Annotated in this window: 18 protein-coding genes and 2 pseudogenes; 7 read left to right on the plus strand and 13 right to left on the minus strand. The window is 64.5% G+C overall.

The window, feature by feature from the left end:
* Positions 1-5 precede the first annotated feature (5 nt).
* The 3 genes and pseudogenes from ybiB (at position 6) to nirD (ending at position 4,003) form a co-directional block, all read left to right on the plus strand.
* Positions 6-971, plus strand: a complete 966-nt coding sequence (gene ybiB / locus HZY77_RS14820) for a DNA-binding protein YbiB (protein WP_296816385.1) — start codon at positions 6-8, stop codon at positions 969-971.
* A 241-nt stretch (positions 972-1,212) separates the two neighbouring features.
* Positions 1,213-3,660, plus strand: a complete 2,448-nt coding sequence (nirB, locus tag HZY77_RS14825; RefSeq protein ID WP_296816388.1) for a nitrite reductase large subunit NirB — start codon at positions 1,213-1,215, stop codon at positions 3,658-3,660.
* 12 nt (positions 3,661-3,672) lie between these two features.
* Positions 3,673-4,003 (plus strand): annotated as a pseudogene (gene nirD, locus HZY77_RS14830) (nitrite reductase small subunit NirD).
* 32 nt (positions 4,004-4,035) lie between these two features.
* Here the strand turns inward: nirD and minE are convergent.
* From minE to HZY77_RS14880, 10 genes are all read right to left on the minus strand, one after another.
* Positions 4,036-4,290, minus strand: a complete 255-nt coding sequence (gene minE, locus HZY77_RS14835; protein WP_296816391.1) for a cell division topological specificity factor MinE — start codon at positions 4,288-4,290, stop codon at positions 4,036-4,038.
* A gap of 1 nt (position 4,291) precedes the next feature.
* Positions 4,292-5,107 (minus strand): septum site-determining protein MinD, encoded by an 816-nt coding sequence (minD, locus tag HZY77_RS14840; protein WP_296816395.1) that lies wholly within the window; start codon positions 5,105-5,107, stop codon positions 4,292-4,294.
* A 22-nt stretch (positions 5,108-5,129) separates the two neighbouring features.
* Positions 5,130-5,900 carry a septum site-determining protein MinC gene (minC, locus tag HZY77_RS14845; protein WP_296816398.1) on the minus strand — a complete coding sequence of 257 codons (771 nt, stop codon included), beginning with the start codon at positions 5,898-5,900 and terminating at the stop codon, positions 5,130-5,132.
* A 107-nt stretch (positions 5,901-6,007) separates the two neighbouring features.
* On the minus strand, positions 6,008-6,805 hold the full coding sequence (locus HZY77_RS14850) for an ABC transporter ATP-binding protein (protein WP_296816401.1): 798 nt from the start codon (positions 6,803-6,805) through the stop codon (positions 6,008-6,010).
* 106 nt (positions 6,806-6,911) lie between these two features.
* A complete protein-coding gene (ntrB, locus tag HZY77_RS14855) occupies positions 6,912-7,826 on the minus strand; it encodes a nitrate ABC transporter permease (protein WP_296816404.1) in 915 nt (304 codons plus the stop codon).
* A gap of 17 nt (positions 7,827-7,843) precedes the next feature.
* Positions 7,844-8,257, minus strand: a complete 414-nt coding sequence (locus tag HZY77_RS14860; protein WP_296816407.1) for a globin family protein — start codon at positions 8,255-8,257, stop codon at positions 7,844-7,846.
* A gap of 18 nt (positions 8,258-8,275) precedes the next feature.
* The gene (locus tag HZY77_RS14865; protein ID WP_296820925.1) at positions 8,276-9,493 is read right to left on the minus strand and encodes a CmpA/NrtA family ABC transporter substrate-binding protein; all 1,218 of its coding nucleotides are present in this window, start codon (positions 9,491-9,493) and stop codon (positions 8,276-8,278) included.
* Between the two features lie 327 nt (positions 9,494-9,820).
* The gene (locus HZY77_RS14870) at positions 9,821-10,387 is read right to left on the minus strand and encodes an ANTAR domain-containing protein (protein WP_296634348.1); all 567 of its coding nucleotides are present in this window, start codon (positions 10,385-10,387) and stop codon (positions 9,821-9,823) included.
* Between the two features lie 272 nt (positions 10,388-10,659).
* Complete coding sequence (locus HZY77_RS14875; protein WP_296816411.1) at positions 10,660-11,082, minus strand: DUF4124 domain-containing protein; 423 nt, start codon at positions 11,080-11,082, stop codon at positions 10,660-10,662.
* 96 nt (positions 11,083-11,178) lie between these two features.
* Positions 11,179-11,973 (minus strand): dienelactone hydrolase family protein, encoded by a 795-nt coding sequence (locus HZY77_RS14880; RefSeq protein WP_296816413.1) that lies wholly within the window; start codon positions 11,971-11,973, stop codon positions 11,179-11,181.
* 149 nt (positions 11,974-12,122) lie between these two features.
* Here HZY77_RS14880 and HZY77_RS14885 point away from each other — a divergent pair, with 149 nt between their 5' ends.
* On the plus strand, positions 12,123-12,875 hold the full coding sequence (locus HZY77_RS14885; RefSeq protein WP_296816415.1) for an energy transducer TonB: 753 nt from the start codon (positions 12,123-12,125) through the stop codon (positions 12,873-12,875).
* A gap of 21 nt (positions 12,876-12,896) precedes the next feature.
* Here HZY77_RS14885 and cueR read toward each other — a convergent pair.
* The 3 genes and pseudogenes from cueR to HZY77_RS14900 form a co-directional block, all read right to left on the minus strand.
* Positions 12,897-13,294 (minus strand): annotated as a pseudogene (gene cueR / locus HZY77_RS14890) (Cu(I)-responsive transcriptional regulator).
* Entirely contained in the window at positions 13,291-15,657 is a 2,367-nt protein-coding gene (locus tag HZY77_RS14895) for a heavy metal translocating P-type ATPase (protein ID WP_296816418.1), read from the minus strand. The pseudogene cueR and the gene HZY77_RS14895 overlap by 4 nt, the downstream one beginning before the upstream one ends.
* 77 nt (positions 15,658-15,734) lie before the next feature.
* The gene (locus HZY77_RS14900) at positions 15,735-16,469 is read right to left on the minus strand and encodes a Crp/Fnr family transcriptional regulator (protein ID WP_296816421.1); all 735 of its coding nucleotides are present in this window, start codon (positions 16,467-16,469) and stop codon (positions 15,735-15,737) included.
* A gap of 190 nt (positions 16,470-16,659) precedes the next feature.
* Here HZY77_RS14900 and HZY77_RS14905 point away from each other — a divergent pair, with 190 nt between their 5' ends.
* The 3 genes from HZY77_RS14905 (at position 16,660) to HZY77_RS14915 (ending at position 17,928) form a co-directional block, all read left to right on the plus strand.
* Positions 16,660-17,007: a BLUF domain-containing protein gene (locus HZY77_RS14905; protein ID WP_296816424.1), complete on the plus strand. Its 348-nt coding sequence runs from the start codon at positions 16,660-16,662 to the stop codon at positions 17,005-17,007.
* Between the two features lie 194 nt (positions 17,008-17,201).
* The gene (locus HZY77_RS14910) at positions 17,202-17,516 is read left to right on the plus strand and encodes a hypothetical protein (RefSeq protein ID WP_296816428.1); all 315 of its coding nucleotides are present in this window, start codon (positions 17,202-17,204) and stop codon (positions 17,514-17,516) included.
* 49 nt (positions 17,517-17,565) lie between these two features.
* Positions 17,566-17,928: a PRC-barrel domain-containing protein gene (locus tag HZY77_RS14915; protein ID WP_296816431.1), complete on the plus strand. Its 363-nt coding sequence runs from the start codon at positions 17,566-17,568 to the stop codon at positions 17,926-17,928.
* Positions 17,929-18,207 lie beyond the last annotated feature (279 nt).

Consider the following 18,207-nt stretch of genomic DNA (forward strand, 5'->3'; position numbering starts at 1 on the left):
ATTTCATGAGCTACGCCACCCTGATCCGCCAGATCGAAGCCGGCGAAGGACTGGGCTTTGTCGATGCGCGTGCGCTGGGCGCGGCCCTGCTCGATGGCGGCGTGCCGGAGCTGGAGACGGCCGCATTCCTGGTCGCCTTCAACCAGCACGATCCTGGGCTGGACGCCTGGCTCGGCATGCATGCCGCACTGGCCGAACGCCTGCCGGATTTCGTTGCGCCGGCCGGTCCGTTCCGCACCGTGGTGCTGCCTACCTATCACGGCGTGCGTACGCAGCCACATCTCACGCCGCTGCTGGCGCTGCTGCTGAAGAGCTTCGGCATTCCGGTGCTGGTCCATGGCGTGCTCGAAGGGGGCGGTGGGACGGCCGCGGCTTACGTCCTGCGCGAGCTTGGCATCATGCCCTGCAGTACGGCGGCCCAGGTCAATGCGGCGCTGCAGGAGGAGGGCATCGCCTTCGCGCCGGTAGCTTTGCTGAGTCCCGGACTGGCCGCGCTGCTGGCCTTGCGGGCGCGGCTGGGTATCGACGGCTGGGTGACGCGGCTGGCGGCGCTGGCCGACGTACTGGGCGAGCGCTCGGTGCGGGTGACACCCGTGATCTCGGATGGGGACGTTGCGCCGACACGTGCCGTGCTGGAAGCCCTGGGCGGGCACGCCTTGCTGCTGCAGGGCTGCGAGGGCGAGGCATTTGCCGATCCGCAGCAGCGGCCGGACATGGTGCTGGTGCAGGACGGGCAGGGGCAGCGCGTGTACGAAGCACAATCCGCTTCCGCCGTGCTGGCGAACCTGCCCGGGATGGATGCGCGGGCAACCGGCACATGGATCGACCAGGTCATGCACGAGCATTTGCCGCTGCCGTTGCCGATCCGCAATCAGCTGGCGGTCTGCCTGTTTGCGGCAGGGTATACCGAAGACCTTAACCAGGCGCGCGCCATCACCGCGATCAATGGGTTCGGACGGGTGGCGGCATGATTGCGGTGCATCGCGCGCGGTTTGGCACCGTGATGGTGCGCGGTAGAGGCGTGGTTTGCTGACAGGCGCTTCTGCAACCCCGTAAAACAAGGTGCTTGCCGGGTACCTGCACCATGGCACAACGATTGCTGGGTGTGTAGCAAGCAGACCGAATGCAACGGCGTATCTCGGTCATCACTTTTGGTTTTCCGTTTGGAGTGGTGATATGGATATGAGTACGCCCATGGGACGCGGTCCCAGAATGAAACTGGTCATGGTCGGCAATGGCATGGCGGGGGTGCGCACCCTCGAGGAACTGCTGAAGCTGGCTCCCGACCTCTACGACATCACCGTGTTCGGCGCCGAGCCGCATCCCAACTACAATCGCATCCTGCTGTCGCCGGTGCTCGCCGGCGAGCAGACGGTCGACGACATCATCCTCAACCCGACCGACTGGTACGCGGAAAACAACATTCACTTGCACATGGGCAAGAAGGTCGTGAAGATCGACCGCAGCGCCCGTTATGTCGAGGCCGACGACGGCACTCGCGCCGAGTACGACCGCCTGCTGCTGGCCACCGGCTCCAATCCCTTCATCCTGCCGGTACCCGGCGCCGACCTGCCCGGCGTGATCAGCTTCCGCGACATCGCCGACGTCGACGCGATGATCCGTGCGTCCAGCCAGTACAAGCACGCGGTCGTCATCGGCGGCGGCCTGCTGGGGCTGGAAGCCGCCAACGGCCTGATGAAGCGCGGCATGGATGTGACCGTGGTGCATATCGGCCCGTGGCTGATGGAACGCCAGCTCGACGAACCCGCCGCGCGCCTGCTGCAGCAGAGCCTGGAAGAGAAGGGCATGAAGTTCCTGCTGCAGAAGCATACCGCGGAACTGGTGCGGGGCGGCTGTTCTGATTCGTCGCCTTCCGGCGANGGNGGGCGTGTGGCCGCGATCAAGTTCAAGGATGGCGATTCCGTACCAGCCGATCTGGTGGTGATGGCGGTCGGCATTCGCCCGAATACCGAACTTGCCGAGTCCGCTGGACTGCATTGCAACCGCGGCATCGTGGTGAACGACACCATGCAGACCTTCGATCCGCGCATCTATTCCATCGGCGAATGCGCCGCCCACCGCGGCGTCGCCTATGGCCTGGTCGCGCCGCTGTTCGAGCAGGCCAAGGTCGCCGCCAACCATCTGGCGCACTACGGCATCGGCCGCTACCAGGGTTCGGTGACCTCGACCAAGCTCAAGGTCACCGGCATCGACTTGTTTTCCGCCGGCGACTTCATGGGCGGCGAGGGCACCGAGTCCATTCTCTATTCCGATCCCATCGGCGGCGTCTACAAGAAGCTCGTTCTCAGNGACGACAAGCTGGTTGGCGGCGTGATGTACGGCGATACCGTCGACGGCGCCTGGTATTTCGCGCTGCTGCGCGACGGCAAGAACGTGTCCGAACTGCGCGACCACCTGATGTTCGGCCAGGACCACTGCGGCAACCTCGGCCACCAGGGCATCAACAAGGCGGCGACGATGACCGACGACATGGAGGTGTGCGGCTGCAACGGCGTGTGCAAGGGCGACATCGTCAAGGCGATCCGCGAGAAGGGGCTGTTCACGCTCGAAGACGTGAGGAAGCATACCAAGGCGTCGAGTTCGTGCGGTTCGTGCACCGGGCTGGTCGAGCAGATCCTGGCGGTGACCGCGGGCGGCGACTATTCGGCCACGCCGAAAACGAAATCGATATGCGGTTGCACCGACCATCCCCACGAGGCCGTGCGCGAGGCGATCCGGCAGAACAAGCTCCTGACGATCCCGCAGGTGATGACCTTCATGGAATGGCGCACGCCCAATGGCTGCGCGAGCTGCCGCCCGGCGCTCAACTATTATCTGATCTCGACCTGGCCGGGCGAGGCCGAGGACGATCCGCAGTCGCGCTTCATCAACGAGCGGGCGCATGCCAACATCCAGCGCGACGGCAGCTACTCGGTGATCCCGCGCATGTGGGGCGGGCAGACCACGCCGTCCGAGCTGCGCCGCATCGCCGAGGTAGCCGAGAAGTACGCCATTCCCACGGTCAAGGTCACCGGTGGCCAGCGCATCGATCTGCTCGGCGTGAAGAAGGAAGACCTGCCCAAGGTGTGGGCCGATCTCAATATGCCGTCCGGCCACGCGTACGGCAAGGCGCTGCGCACGGTGAAGACCTGCGTCGGTTCCGAGTGGTGCCGCTTCGGCACGCAGGACTCGACCCAGATGGGCATCGACCTCGAAAAGGTGTTCTTCAAGATGTGGGCGCCGCACAAGGTCAAGCTCGCGGTGTCCGGTTGTCCGCGCAATTGCGCGGAGGTCGCGATCAAGGATGTCGGCATCATCGGCGTCGATTCCGGCTGGGAGATCTACGTCGGCGGAAACGGCGGCATCAAGACCGAGGTCGCGCAGTTCCTCGTCAAGGTGAAGACCGCCGACGAGGTGCTGGAATATTCCGGCGCCTTCCTGCAGCTGTACCGCGAAGAGGCGCGCTATCTCGATCGCACCGTGCACTACGTCGAGCGCGTCGGCCTCGATTATGTGAAGAAGAAGATCCTCGACGACGCCGACAACCGTCGTGCGCTATACGAGCGCCTGCTGTTCGCGCTGTCGGTCGAGCGCGATCCCTGGGTCGAGCGTGCCAGNGAAGGCAAGCTCAAGCATGAATTCGAAACCGTCGCCGCATGAAGAAAGCACACGATGAATAACTGGACTGACATCCTGGATGTGAACGACATCCCCAAGCTCGGCGCACGCGTGGTTCGCCATGGCAGTTTGGATATTGCCGTGTTTCGCACCGCCGACGATGAAATCTTCGCGCTGGAGGACCGCTGCCCGCACAAGGGGGCCGCTGTCGCAGGGCATCGTGCACGGCAGGAAGGTGACCTGCCCGATGCACAGCTGGAATATCGAGCTCGACTCCGGCTGCGCCGTGGCACCTGATCACGGTTGCGCACGCGAGTTCGCAGTCAAGGTCGAGGGCGGTCGGGTGTGGCTGGATTTCACTGAAGCGGCCAGCGTCACTGCGTGAAGTCCAGTGCCCCCTCCCCGATCCCAGGGGGCTCAGCGTCCCTCTGGCAGCACGATGTTGACTTCGAGCACTTCATGGTTGCCCTGCTTCTCGAGCCCGACCTTGATATCGTCGGGGTTGACCGGGAAGTATTTGGAAATCACCGCAACCAGATCCTTTTGCAGCTCAGGCAGGAAATCCGGGCCGGACGCGCAGGCGCGTTCGTGCGCGATGATGAGTTGCAGGCGCTCTTTGGCGACCGAGGCAGTGGCTTTCTTTTCGCCGAAAATGANGGAGAGCCAGGACATGTCACTTGCCTCCGAACAAACGCTTGATCAGGCCCGGCTTCTCGTACTCGACGAAGCGCAGCGGGTGTTCTTCGCCGAGGAAGCGGGCGATTGCATCCTGGTAGGCGTCGGCCACCGGCGTGCCTTTCTGGTGGATCGCGGGGATGCCCTGGTTGGAGGCTTGCAGTACGGCCTCGGATTCGGGAATGACGCCCAAGAGCGGAATCCGCAGCAGTTCCTGGATGTCGGTGTAGGTCAGCATCTCGCCCTCATGCGCGCGCTTCGGCGAATAGCGGGTGACCAGCAGATGCTCCTTCACCGGATCGCGGCCTTCGATGGCGCGCCGGCTCTTCGACTGGATGATGCCGAGGATGCGGTCGGAGTCGCGTACCGACGAGACCTCGGGGTTGGTGACGACGATCGCCTCGTCGGCGAAGGTCAGCGCCATGACCGCACCGTGTTCGATGCCGGCGGGCGAATCGCAGACGATGTAGTCGAAGCCCTGGTGTTCCAGCTCCTTCAGCACCTTCTCCACGCCTTCCTCGGTGAGCGCGTCCTTGTCGCGCGTCTGCGAGGCGGGCAGCACGAACAGGTTGTCGCAGTGCTTGTCCTTGATCAGCGCCTGGTGCAGGTTGGCGTCGCCCTGGATAACGTTGACGAAGTCGTACACCACGCGGCGCTCGCAACCCATGATGAGGTCGAGGTTGCGCAAGCCCACGTCGAAGTCGATCACGGCTGTCTTGAAGCCGCGCAGCGCGAGGCCGCTGGCGATCGAGGCGCTGGTGGTGGTCTTTCCGACGCCGCCCTTGCCGGAGGTGACAGTGATGATGGTGGTCACGGAGCTTCCTTTTTACGTGAGGTTAGAGAGGTTCGATGACGAGCTGGCTGGTGTCGGCCAGGCGGATCTGCGCTGGTTTCTTCGCCACGGTAGCGTCCGGCGCGGTTTCAAAGGTGCGGTACACGCCGGCGATCGACACCAGTTCGGCCTCGAGATGCGTGGTGAAAATCCGCGCCGAGGTGTCGCCGCGCGCGCCCGCGAGGGCTTTTCCCTTGAGCGGCGCGTAGACGTGGATGCTGCCGTCGGCGATCACTTCCGCGCCGGGATTGACCGCGGCCAGCACGACGATGTCGCCGCCCGCCGCATAGACGCGCTGGCCAGAGCGCAGCGGTTTGTCGATGATGCGGGTGGCGGAAGCTACGGCCGGCTCCGGTTTGGGCTCGGCCGCCGATGCCGGTTCGGCGACCGGTTCAGGTTCCGGCGCGGGTGCCGCTTCGGCAGCGACGATGGCCGGCGCAGGCGCCACATCGTTCAGCACCAGCAGTCCTGCCTGCCTAGCGCTGGCGGCCAGTTCGGCCGACGCGTTCTGCACCGCGAACGGGTTCAGTCCCCGGCTCTTCAGTTCCTGCGCCAGCCAGCTCCAGTCGGGCGAAGGCGCGTCGGCCGGCAGGCGTCCGCATTCGAATACCGCGGCCTCGCCGCCGAAGAAGTCCGGCGTCGCGGCGAACAGCGTGGAAATATGGGTGTCCAGCGCGGCGTGCTCGGCGCTGTTGAGGATGACCTGGATCCCGGCGAGCCGTGTGGTCTTCAGTTCCAGCGCGGGCGCGGGGCGGGGCTCACGTCGGCGCGGCATGGCGGGCAGGGGTCTGGAAATTCACAAAACGGACGGTTCGAAAGCAACCCCGAGAGTCTAGCCGCACCCGCCACCCGGGGCAACCGCAGCTTGCCCCGGACGCGCGTTCAGGCCGCTTCCTTGGGCCGCATCTGGCGGCTGTAGAGGAATTCCAGTACGTTGCTTCGCAGCGCGTGATAGTGCGGGTCGTGCGCCAGTGCGAGACGGTCGCGCGGGCGCGGCAGGTCGACGCTGAGGATGTCGCCGATGGTGGCGGCCGGGCCGTTGGTCATCATCACGATGCGGTCGGACAGCAGCACCGCCTCGTCGGCGTCGTGGGTGACCATGATGACCGTGCTCTGCGTCGCCGCGACGATTTTCATCAGTTCGTCCTGCAGGTGGGCGCGGGTCAGCGCGTCGAGCGCGCCGAAGGGCTCGTCCATCAGCAGCACCTTGGGTTCCATCGCCAGCGCACGGGCAATGCCGACGCGTTGCTTCATGCCGCCGGAAATCTCGCCCGGCAGCTTGGCCGCCGCATGGCATAGGCCGACGAGTTCGAGCGCGGCCGTGGTGCGCGCCTTCAGTTGCGCTTTCGATTCGCTGGCGCCGAACACCTTTTCCACCGCGAGATGGATGTTCTCGAATGCGGTGAGCCAGGGCAACAGCGAGTGGTTCTGGAACACCACCGAACGCTCCGGCCCCGGCCCCTTGATTTCCTTGTTGGCGAGTAGCAGCACGCCGTCGGTAGCGTCGAGCAGACCCGCCACCAGATTCAGCAGCGTGGACTTGCCGCAGCCAGAATGGCCGATCAGAGCGATGAACTCACCCTGCTCGATGTTGAGGTTGATATCGGTGAGCGCGGTGAACTTGCCTTTCTTGGTGCTGAATACCATGCCGGCGTTTTCGATCTGGACGTAGGATTGCATGTTCTTCTCCGTAAGCGGTGAGCAGTGAGCGGTGAGCAGTAGGTGGCAAGTGGTGAACGGTGGGGGTGAGCGGACCGTTTTCCGCTCACCGCTTCCTGCTCACCGCTCACTCATACGAGAACCGCTTTGCCAGCAGCATCAGTCCCTGCTCGAGCAAGAGCCCGACGATGCCGACGATGAAGATGGCGATGATGATGTGGGCGACGTTGAGGTTGTTCCATTCGTCCCATACCCAGAAGCCGATGCCGACGCCACCGGTGAGCATCTCGGCGGCGACGATCACCAGCCAGGCGACGCCGATCGACAGCCGCACGCCGGTGAGCACGTAGGGCAGCACGGCCGGGAACAGGATCCTGGTGAACACCTTGAGCTCCGACAGGTTGAGCACGCGCGCGACGTTCATGTAATCCTGCGGGATGCGCTGCACCCCGGCGGCGGTGTTCAGCACCATCGGCCAGATGCTGGAGATGAAGATCACCCAGATCGACGCCGGCTCGGCCTTCTGCAGCACCAGCAGGCCGATCGGCAGCCAGGCCAGCGGTGATACCGGGCGCAGGATGCTGATGATGGGCGACAGCATGCGGTTGAGGAAGTCGAAGCGGCCGACCATGAAGCCGAGCGGAATCCCCACCGCCGCGGCGGCGCCGAAGCCCATGCCGACGCGGTACAGCGAATTGAGGATGTTCCAGCCGATGCCCTGGTCGTTGGGACCGTTGTCGTAGAACGGGTCGGAAAACAGTTCCACTGCCGAATGCCAGGTTTCGATGGGCCCCGGAATGTTCTTGACGCTATGGGAGATCAGCCCCCACACGCCGACGAACAGCAGCATGCCGAGCAGGGGCGGGATGGTGTTCCTGAACAGGGTCAGCGTGTTCTCGACGAGGTGTTTGCCCGATTCGGTTTCGAAATAGGGGACGCGGCGGGCGGGGACGGTCGCCGTCGGCATCGNGGGTGGTGGGGCGATGTCCTCGCCCGAGAGGATGCCGTTCAGATTTTCGGNGGTGGCATTGACTGCGCTCATATCGCACTCCTGTGTGTTTACGCGGCGGCGGTGGCCGCCTGCTTCATGGCGGAGGCCAGCGTGTCATAGGCTTGTGCCCACGCCGCCTGGACGGCCGGGGTGAACTGTTCGCCCAGGCCTTTGCCCAGGGTCCAGAGCAGCGCGCTGCCCACGGTGTCGTAGTGCGCTTCGGTCACGCCGTAGGCGACGTGCCGGCGCCCCAGGTCCTCGATCGCGCCCAGCATGGGGCCGAGCCGGTCGAGGCTCATGACGACCGTGTTGATCATGATCATCAGCTTGCGGCCCTGCTCGGCCATGTCGCCCCTGAACAGCGGACGCAACGACGGATCCAGCTCGAACAGGCGTCCATAGAAGAGTTCGGCAGCAGCCTTCTGGATGGGCAGCACCTGCTGCCAGCTGGTTTTCACCAGGGCGATGTTTTCGGGTGTCATGATGGTTTCCTTCCGCTTTCAGGCCTTGATCTTGAAGCTGTCGGCGTATTGGGCAGGATCCTTGCCATTCCATACCGTTCCATCGATCAGCTTGGAGGTGCGCATCTCTGACTTCGGCAGCGGCACTTTCACCTGGGTCGCGGCTTCCTTGTACAAGGCAATCTTGTTGACCTNTTTCGCGACGGCAAGATAGTCCGGGTGCTCCTTCAACAGTCCCCAGCGCTTGTGCTGGGTGAGGAACCACATGCCGTCCGACAGGTAGGNGAAGTTGACTGCGCCACCGTTGTAGAACTTCATGTAGTTGGGGTCCTGCCATTTCTTGCCGAGGCCGTTTTCGTACTGCCCGAGCATGCGATCCTCGATCACATCGAACGGTGCGTTGACGTAGGACTTTTCCGAAATGATCTTCGCGACTTCGGAGCGATTGCTCATGGTGTCGATGTATTTGGAGGCTTCCAGGATTGCCATCGTCATCGCACGCGCCGTGTTCGGGTATTTCTGCACGAAGTCGTCGGTGGTGCCGACCACCTTTTCCGGGTGATTGACCCACACGTCCTGGCTGGTGGCGGCGGAGAAGCCGATCTTGTCGAAGATGGCGCGCTGGTTCCACGGCTCGCCCACGCAGAAGCCGTCCATGTTGCCGACGCGCATGTTGGCGACCATCTGCGGCGGCGGTACCACGATGTTCTTCACGTCCTTGAACGGGTTGATGCCATAGGTTGCCAGCCAGTAGTACAGCCACATCGCGTGGGTGCCGGTGGGGAAGGTCTGGGCGAAGGTGTATTCGCGCGGCTCGGCCTTTACCAGCCTGGCCAGCCCCGCGCCGTCGGTCACGCCCTTGTCCTTGAGCTGGTTCGACAGCGTGATGCCCTGGCCATTGTTGTTGATCGCCATCAGCACCGCCATGTCCTTCTTCGGCCCGCCGATGCCGAGCTGCACGCCGTAGATCAGGCCGTACAGCACGTGCGCCGCGTCGAGCTCGCCATTCACCAGCTTGTCGCGTACCGCCGCCCACGAGGCCTCCTTCGAGGGGGTGATGGTGATGCCGTACTTCTTGTCGAAGCCTTTCACCGAGGCCATCACGACCGACGCACAGTCGGTCAGCGGAATGAAGCCAATTTTCAAGTTGGGTTTCTCGGGTGCGTCGGAGCCGGCGGCCCAGGCACCCTGGCGCACACCGGGCGGCACCATGGCCATGAGGGCGGCGGCGACGGAAAGTCCGGTGGTCTNTTTCATGAAATCACGCTTGCTCTGGTCTTGTACGAGGGGTTTGTTCGGGGTGTCGCTCACGGTGTGTTCTCCAAATGCCCAGAGGGCATAAATAAAAGGCGTCGCCTTCAGGGCGGACGCCTTTGTCCAGTGATGAATGATTTGACGGTCACGCTGAAAGCCACAACGTTGCGACTGTTCAGTCCAGGTTTAGCAACCGCTGTGCCAGCTTGCCCAGCGCCTTGTATTGCATGGGTTTTCAGGAAACCCGGCGGATCATGGGCCCTCGCAGGCCGTCCATTCGTGCACCCGTGCAGTGCATGTTTTCAGTGCCGTGCACCAATCGGGGGTGCATCACGCCAGGGGTTTCTGCAGGATCTGCCGCGCAATGTCCGCCAGCTTCAGGCCGCGATCCATCGCCGCGCGCCGCATCTCGCGATAGACCTCGGGCTCCGATGCACCGGTCTGCTTGATCAGCAGCGCCTTGGCCTGGTCGATCAGCTTGCGCTCCGACAGTTCGAGGCGGGTCTGTTCGAGCTGGTCGTGCAGCGCCTGGAACGCTTCGAAGCGCGACACCGCGACGTCGAGGATGGGGCGGATGCGCGCCGGGTCGAGGCCGTCGACCACATACGAGGTCACCCCCGCCTGCGTCGCCGCGCGGATCGAATCCGGACTGCCGTCGCCGGTGAACATCACAATCGGGCGCGGGCAGTCCTGGTTCACCACGCAGATGTGTTCCAGCGTATCGCGGTCGGGCGAGTCCTGCGCGATGATCACCACGTCCGGCCGCAACGCCTGGATCTGAACATCCAGGCTGCGCGCCGAATTCAGCGTGGCCGTCACCACGCAGCCTGCCGCCTCCAGTGCGGGCACCAGCATCGCCAGCCGTTCCGGCTGGTTCTCAACAATCAGGACGCGCATGCTTGTTTCATGTTCTGGGTTGCCTCCAAAACGCGGCCTCCTGAGAGGCCGCTAAGTCGGAGGAGACTGCCTGAGCAACCTGGCCTTGCGGTTTGGATACTCAATCAGGATTTAGCAGGGGGCGTGCCAGCTCGCGGTTTGGTTAATAATCAAATACTTATTGATAATCGAGGGGCTGGGCAAGCTGGCCGGGATGTACGCTTGTGGTGCATGAAGCGGGCTAACGGAATCAAAACGGGGCGCATGCGAGGCGGCCGGTCATCGCAACCGTGTCAGCGTGAACGGTCGTGGGGTGACCTGTCGCGGGGCCGGTCGGGCGGGTGCCGTCGCGGCGGATGCCGGACAGGCGGGTAATAGATCGGCTGGGGTACGTAAACCGGCTTCTCGATCACAATGGGGGCCGGAGGCTGCAGGGCCCGGCGCCGGGCATCTTCGGCCTCCTGCGCGCGACGGGCGGCTTCCATTTCGCGGGCCAGTTCCTGGGCTTNTTTCGCCCGCACCTCGGCCTGGCGGATGGCTTCCGCGTCGGGTTGCGACGCGCCCTGCAATTGTTCCGCCTTGAAACCGGGCGGCGGCGGCAGAGAGGAATAGGTGATACGCCCCGCGCTGTCCCGCCATTTATAGAGGGGTGCGGCCTGCGCCGCCTGCCAGGCAAACCCGACAAGCAGCAAACAAAGAAACTTGAGTGGAATCATCGTGGCTCCGGCGGTCGGGATTCCCGTGTGTCGGGAACCGCCATCTTGTTTCCATTCTAGAAGGCAGGGACGGAATGTCCGCCCGCCGGTTCCGGCTTATGCGCAGCGCATCGCCGGCGTCAGCTTCATCCACTTCATCAGCCAGGCTTGTGCCCGCGCCCGGGCATGACGCGTGGCGATTTTCTCCTCGGGCGTCTGGTCGGGACGGAAGTCGAACGCGCGCCGCGCCATCGGATATTCCTGCCATTCCACCGGTACGCCGCGCTCCCACAACGCATAGAAGGCCCGCCCGCCGTTCATGCGGCGCAGTTCGTAGTCGGCGTCGCCGATGAGATACAGGACCGGCGTCGTGATCTGCATGATTTCCGGCGCGACGCGGAACAGCTGATCCGGCTCAGGCGCGTTGGGGTTCTGCATGTGGCCGTAGTAGCTGACGATGGCGGCGATATCGGAGCCGCGTTTGGCGGCCAGGCGGATCGCGTAATAGGGGCCGCGCGACAGGCCGACGATGCCGACCGGCTGCTTGCAGGCATTGGGCAAGGATTTCAGATAGTCGAGCCCGGCTTCCACGTCCATTTCGGTGTCGGGGTTGTGTGCCGACGGCCAGCGTTCGATGAAGCGCCCGCTCTGCCAGTCGGGGGCGACCACGAGGAAGCCCTGCTCGGCGAGCTCGCGTACATGGGCGCGTTCGTCGCCCTCGTAGCCGCGCTTGGCGTGGATGAACAGCACGGGCGGGAACGGGCCCTTGCCGGCAGGCGTGGCGATTTCCACAGGCACCTCGGTGCCGTCGGCGGACTGGATCGTGGTTTTGCTCAGATCGACGGCCTGGGCGAGGGCCGGGGCCGCCAGCGCCGATGCTAAGATGGCGCCCGCGATGACGAGTCTTCTCATGGTCTTCTCCTGTCGTTTTTCTGGCCCTTATTCTAGGCCCGTGCCTCCGATTTCCCGTGCAGTCAAACGTACCCCGGATGGCAATGCCATCCGGGGTACGAATACCCGGCAGTGGCCGGGCGTCGGTCTCTTGAAGGGGACGGTTCTCAGTGAGCGCGTCCTTCGACGAACCGTCGATCCCGCCGCGGCTGCGGCGGCCGCTGGCGGCTCTGTGGATTTCGCTGGGGCTGCATGCAGCCGTGATCGCGCTGGTGCAGGTGGTGCCGCCTGCGGGCGTCAGCGTGGAGGCGCCGGTGATCGAGGTGCGCCTGGTGGCGCCGCCGGCGCCCGCGGCCAATGTGCCGTCGCCGCCATCGCCAGTCGCGCCGGTGCCGGAAGTCGCCCCCATAGCGCGGCTGGACCCGAGCCCTGCGCCGAAGGCCCTGCCCGTGACGCCGCCTCCGCCGGCCGTTGTCCCGCCGCCAGCTGCCACGCCGCCGCATGACGTGCCGTTGCCCATGGCGCCGGCCGCGCCTGCGGTGGCAAAGACAGAGCAGGCCCCCTCGCCGGCAGCAGCTCCGGAGCCTGCCGCCGCGCTTACCAGTTCGGTCGATCTCACCTATTACAATGCGCGCGATCTCGATGTGCAGCCGCACGCGCTGCGCGTCATCCGGCCGGACTATCCGGCCGAGGCCGACCGCCAGCGCGTGTCCGGCACGCTGCGTCTGCAATTGAAGCTGGAAGCCGATGGGCGCGTCAGCGACATCGAGATCGTGAGCGCGACGCCGCCCGGCGTATTCGAGAACTCCGCGATCAAGGCGTTTCGCGATGCGCGTTTTGCGCCGGCACAGAAGAATGGCCGCCCGGTACGCGCGCTGGTGGTGATCGAAGTGGTGTACGACTGGGCGGGCCAGCCTCGCTAGCGCGGCGACAGGGCGCGCGCTTCAGGAATCGGGCGGCGCGGCAAGTCCTTGCAGGATGGGACAGTCGGGACGGTGATCGCCGTGGCAGGCCTGTGCCAGTGCGACCAGGGTGGCGCGCATCTCGCTCAGCGCGGCGATGCGAGCGTCGAGGCCGGCGATATGGGCCTCGGCCAGATGTTTGACGTCGGCGCTGGCACGGCCGGGATCGTCCCACAGCGACAGCAGCTGCCGGATCTGTTCGAGCGAGAACCCGAGGTCGCGGGCGCGACGGATGAAGCGCAGCAGGTGCACATCGCGTTCGTTGTATTGCCGGTAGCCCGAGAACGTGCGGCTGCTTTCGCGGATGAGGCCGATATGTTCGTAATGACGGATCATTTTGGCCGACACCCGCTGGCGCGGGCGGTTTCGCCGATGTTCATGTGTGGGGCCGCCAGCGCTTGAGCGTGAGCGCGTTCGTCACCACGCTGACGCTGGAGAAGGCCATCGCCGCGCCGGCGATCACCGGGTTCAGGAAACCGAATGCCGCGAGCGGAATGCCGACCACGTTGTAGACGAAGGCCCAGAACAGGTTCTGCCGGATCTTGGCGTAGGTGCGTTTGGAAATGTCGATGGCGTCGGCCACCAGCGCCGGGTCGCCGCGCATCAGCGTGATGCCGGCCGTATGCATGGCGACGTCGCTGCCGGAGGACATGGCGATGCCGACGTCGGCCGCGGCGAGCGCCGGGGCGTCGTTGATGCCGTCGCCGACCATCGCCACGGTGTTTCCCGCTGACTTGAGCTGGCCGACATGCGCGGCCTTGTCGGCCGGCAGCACCTCGGCCAGCACGCTGTCGAGGCCCAGCTCATGAGCGACCGCCTGGGCCGCGCCGCGGTTGTCGCCGGTGAGCATGACCGTGGCGATGCCGAGCGCTTTGAGACGGGCCACAGCTTCGACTGCGCTGGGTTTGATGGCATCGCCGAATGCCAGCAGTCCGAGCGCGCGGCGATCGCTGGCGCGCGCGAGCCAGGACACGCTGCGGCCGGCCGCCTCCAGTTCGGTGGCCCTGGCATCGAGTTCTGCGGTGTCGACGCCGTTCTCGTTCATCAGGCGACGGTTGCCCAACCACCAGGTTTCGCCTGCCACCTCGCCGGCGATGCCGCGGCCGGGCAGCGCCTGCTGCGCACGCGCGGGCTGCGGCGGGACTGAGCGGGCCGCGCTTTCCTCCAGTACCGCGCGCGCCAGCGGATGCTCGCTACCGGCCTGCAGCCCGGCGGCGATGGCGAGCACCCTGTTTTTATCGCGATCGTCGGCCGCCAGATAGGCCGCCACATGCGGCGTGCCGTCGGTGAGCGTGCCGGTCTTGTCGAACACCACCGTGCCGATCTTGTGCGCCAGTTCCAGCGCTTCGGCGTCCTTGATCAGGATGCCATGGCGGGCGGCGACGCCGGTTCCCGCCATGATCGCGGTGGNGGTGGCAAGGCCCAGCGCGCACGGGCAGGCGATCACCAGCACCGCCACCGCGTTGAGGATGGCCTGTTCGGCGTTGCCGCCCCACGCCCACCACGCGGCGAACGTGACTAGCGCGATGCCCATCACCACCGGCACGAACACCGCGCTGACCTTGTCCACCAGTCGCTGGATCGGCGCCTTGGCGGCCTGTGCGTTCTCCACCAGGCGGATGATGCGCGCCAGCGTGGTTTCCGTTCCCACGGCCGTGGTGCGTGCCACCAGTACGCCCTGCGCGTTGATCGCCCCACCGGTCACCGTGTCGCCCGGTTGCTTGTCGACCGGCAGCGATTCGCCGGTGAGCAGGGATTCGTCGACCTGGCTCTCGCCTTCGATGACCTCGCCGTCCACCGGCACCCGCTCGCCGGGGCGGATCACCACCATGTCACCGACGCGGATCGCGTCGATCGGCATGTCGCGGTCGACGCCGTCGAGGCGTACGCGTGCGGTCGTCGGACGCAGGGCCTGCAGGGCGCGGATGGCTTCGGTGGTCTGGCGCTTGGCCCGCGCCTCCAGCCATTTGCCGAGCAGCACCAGGCTGATCACCACGGCCGAGGCTTCGAAGTACAGGTGCATCGCGCCGGCATGCGTCAGCAGCAGGTACAGGCTCAGGCCATAGGCCGCGCTGGTGCCGACCGCAACCAAGAGATCCATGTTGCCGCTGCCGGCGCGCAGAGCTTTCCAGCCGGCGCGATAAAAGCGCGCGCCAAGCCAGAACTGCACCGGCGTGGCCAGCGCCAGCTGCAGCCAGCCCGGCAGCATCCAGTGCGCCCCCAACAGGCTGGCGAACATGGGGGTGATCAGCGGCAGCGACAGCCCGATCGCCAGCGCAACCGGCCACCAGTCGGGCAGCGTGCGTGCGGNGGAGGGCCGGGGTTTCTGCGGGGTTTGCGGCAGTCTCGCCTCATAACCGGCGCGCTCCACCGCGGCAATCAGCGCGGCCGTCGAGGTGCCCTGCGCCAGTGTTACCGTCGCCTGTTCGGTGGCCAGGTTGACGCTGGCATCGAGCACGCCGGGTACCTTGTTCAAGGCTTTTTCCACCCGTGCCGAACAGCTTGCGCAGGTCATGCCGATGATGTCGAGTTTCAGCGATTCGGTCGGCACGCTGAAGCCGGCCTTCTCAATGGCACGCTGCACAGACGCCATATCGGTGTCGCCCACAACCGTCGCGATCTCGGTCGCCAGATTGACGGTGGCTTCGGTCACGCCCGGCAGTTGCTTGAGCACTTTTTCCACCCGCGCGGCGCAGCTCGCGCAGGTCATGCCCTGGATGCCGACAGATAATGGGTTGGTCATGTGCAAACTCCTGTGGATACGGTTGAGTGCAACATAAACCTTGCCATCATGGCAAGGTCAAGCCCATCGGCCGCGGGTCAGATCAAGGGACGTGCACGCAGCGGCATGGCGTAGTAATCGGCTAGGCGAGCCATGGCGGCCGGATGGGTCAGTTTGAGCCGGCCATTGCCAAGGGTATAGAGTCCCATGGCTTGCAGACGTTTCAGGGTTTTGTTGGTGTGCACCAGCGACAGGCCGAGCGCATCGGCGATGTGTTGCTGGATCAAGGGAAAGGGCACGCCGTCGGGGCCGCCCAGGCCGACGCTCTCCGCCCGTTTGTACAGGTGGATCAGCAGCATGGCGATGCGTTCCGTCGCCGACCGCCGGCCTACCGACAGCAGGTTCTCGTCGACGATCAATTCCTCGTGCGCGCACAGCCAGGTGATGTCGAATCCCAGTCCAGGGTGGCTGCGGTAAATGTCCCAGAGGCGCTCATTCGGAAAGGCGCACAGGGTCGCGTCGGTCAGCGCTTCGACGCCGTGCGGCGAGGCCTGCCCCAGTTGATGCTGCAGGCCGATGAAGTCGCCTGGCAGGAGAAAATTGAATATCTGACGCCGTCCGTCGTTCAAGGTGCGATAGCGGAAGGCCCAGCCCGACAGCAGCGTATAAAGCGTGCTGCTGGCATCGCCTTCGCGCATGATTCCGTGGCCGGCCCGTACCTGCATCTGGCGTTGCCTGATGGATTGAATAAATTCGATTTCCTCCGCGCTAGTGGCGGAAAAGGCGCCGCTCTTGCGCAAGGGACAGTCGGTGCAGGAGATTTGCTGATTCATCGATCGGTAACGGCAAACACGCTGCTTGGTATCGTAGCCGATTACGCCTGACGGCCGGTATGTCTTTTCACATTGCCATTATTTCTACATGGGCTAAGGTCATACATCCCCTCACGAGAGCCCATCCCATGTCCAATGCCTATCAGTTTATTTATCTCAGCCATCTGACCGAGACGACCTCCCCGCCTGTGTGGCCGACATCGTGCGAGCGTCGCGCCAACGCAATCAAGTTACCCGGATCAACAGCCTGCTCGTATTCGACGGCTGGCGCTTCTGCCAGACGCTCGAAGGGGAAGGCGCAGCCGTATGCGACCTGGCCGATCGCATTCGTGAGGACGAACGGCATACCGGCTTCCGTGTGTTGTATCAGGATCAATCGTCAGCCGAGCGACAGTTTGCCCGCAGCAGTCTCGACTACGCCCTCAGCTATGACGATAGTCTCGACTGCCTGGCTGCGGCACAGAGCTCGGATGCGCGCGAGCTTCTCTCCGGGCTGTTTCCTGGCTTTGACTGCGAGCCGGCCTGCCCCGCGCTGTAAATCTCCGCCGACACGTTTTCGGCTGATTCCTACGCGGGTCGGCATCCGACTCCGACTGCACTCGCCCCGCCGCTCATCCACACTTCTCCTACAGGCTCCGACCGACTCCATCTCGCTGCAAAAGCGGATGACGAGCCGTGGTCTGTCATGCCGGGCATCCGCCGGGCATGTATCCCGAACAGGAGAAACATGTCATGAAACCCAATACGAGCAAACCCGGAATACAGGGCGAGGGCGATTACGACTCCGCCAAGAAATACGACGAGCAAGCGCGTGCCTTTGCCGAGTCCGGCAAGGTCGAGCAGGCGGCGAAGGCGGCCGCCCCGCGCAATGCAAAGGAGCAGGAGGACATGCAGCGGGCCGAGCGCGAAGGACGATCGCATGCCAAGGGCGACCCCAAAGGTGAGCGGGGCGGCGAGGAGCCCGGCCGTCCCAAGCCGACGAAAGAAGCGCCGGGCAAGCATCCCGATGGCCGCAACCCCATTCCGGAAAAAGTGCCCGGACGCTGAGTCCGCCCACCTGTCACGCCAATTCAACCAATCGAATCAGGAGATACCCATGAATATGTTTGCATCAAGCCCCATCCTCTCATCCAGCACCATCTCGGGCGACAAGGTCGTCAACCGCCAAGGCGAAGATCTGGGCGACATCAAGGATCTGATGATCGATGTCGAGACCGGTCGCGTCGCGTATGCGGTTCTGGAATTCGGCGGTTTCCTCGGTTTGGGCAGCAAGTTGTTTGCCGTTCCCCTTTCCGCGATGGAAGTCGACCCGGGAAACCATCGCTTCATCTTCGATCAGAGCAAGGAAACGCTGAAAAACGCGCCCGGGTTCGACAAGGACGACTGGCCGAATTTTTCCGATCGCGATTGGGGTACGAATGTCCATGCGCATTATGGCGTCCGCCCCTATTGGGAGTAATGGGCTTCCGTCCTCGCCTGTATGGAGCGGGACGGTGTCTTTACTATCCACCCGGCGGGATTGCCCGCAGGATTTTCGGCTTATTCAAGGAGTTCCCGTGAACAGTTCAACACACTGGGGCGTCTGCATGTCCTGCAAATGGTGGCAGATCGAACCGAGCGCCCATGTGGAGAATGCAACCCATGGCCTATGTATCGACGCAACACTCCAGCCTTATACGTTGCGCGTATCGGGCCGCAGCGGATGCACCCGATATGCGCAGGGCGAGCCGGCCCGAGC

Source organism: Thiobacillus sp. (genome assembly GCF_013693775.1).
Classification (GTDB): Bacteria; Pseudomonadota; Gammaproteobacteria; order Burkholderiales; family Thiobacillaceae; genus Thiobacillus.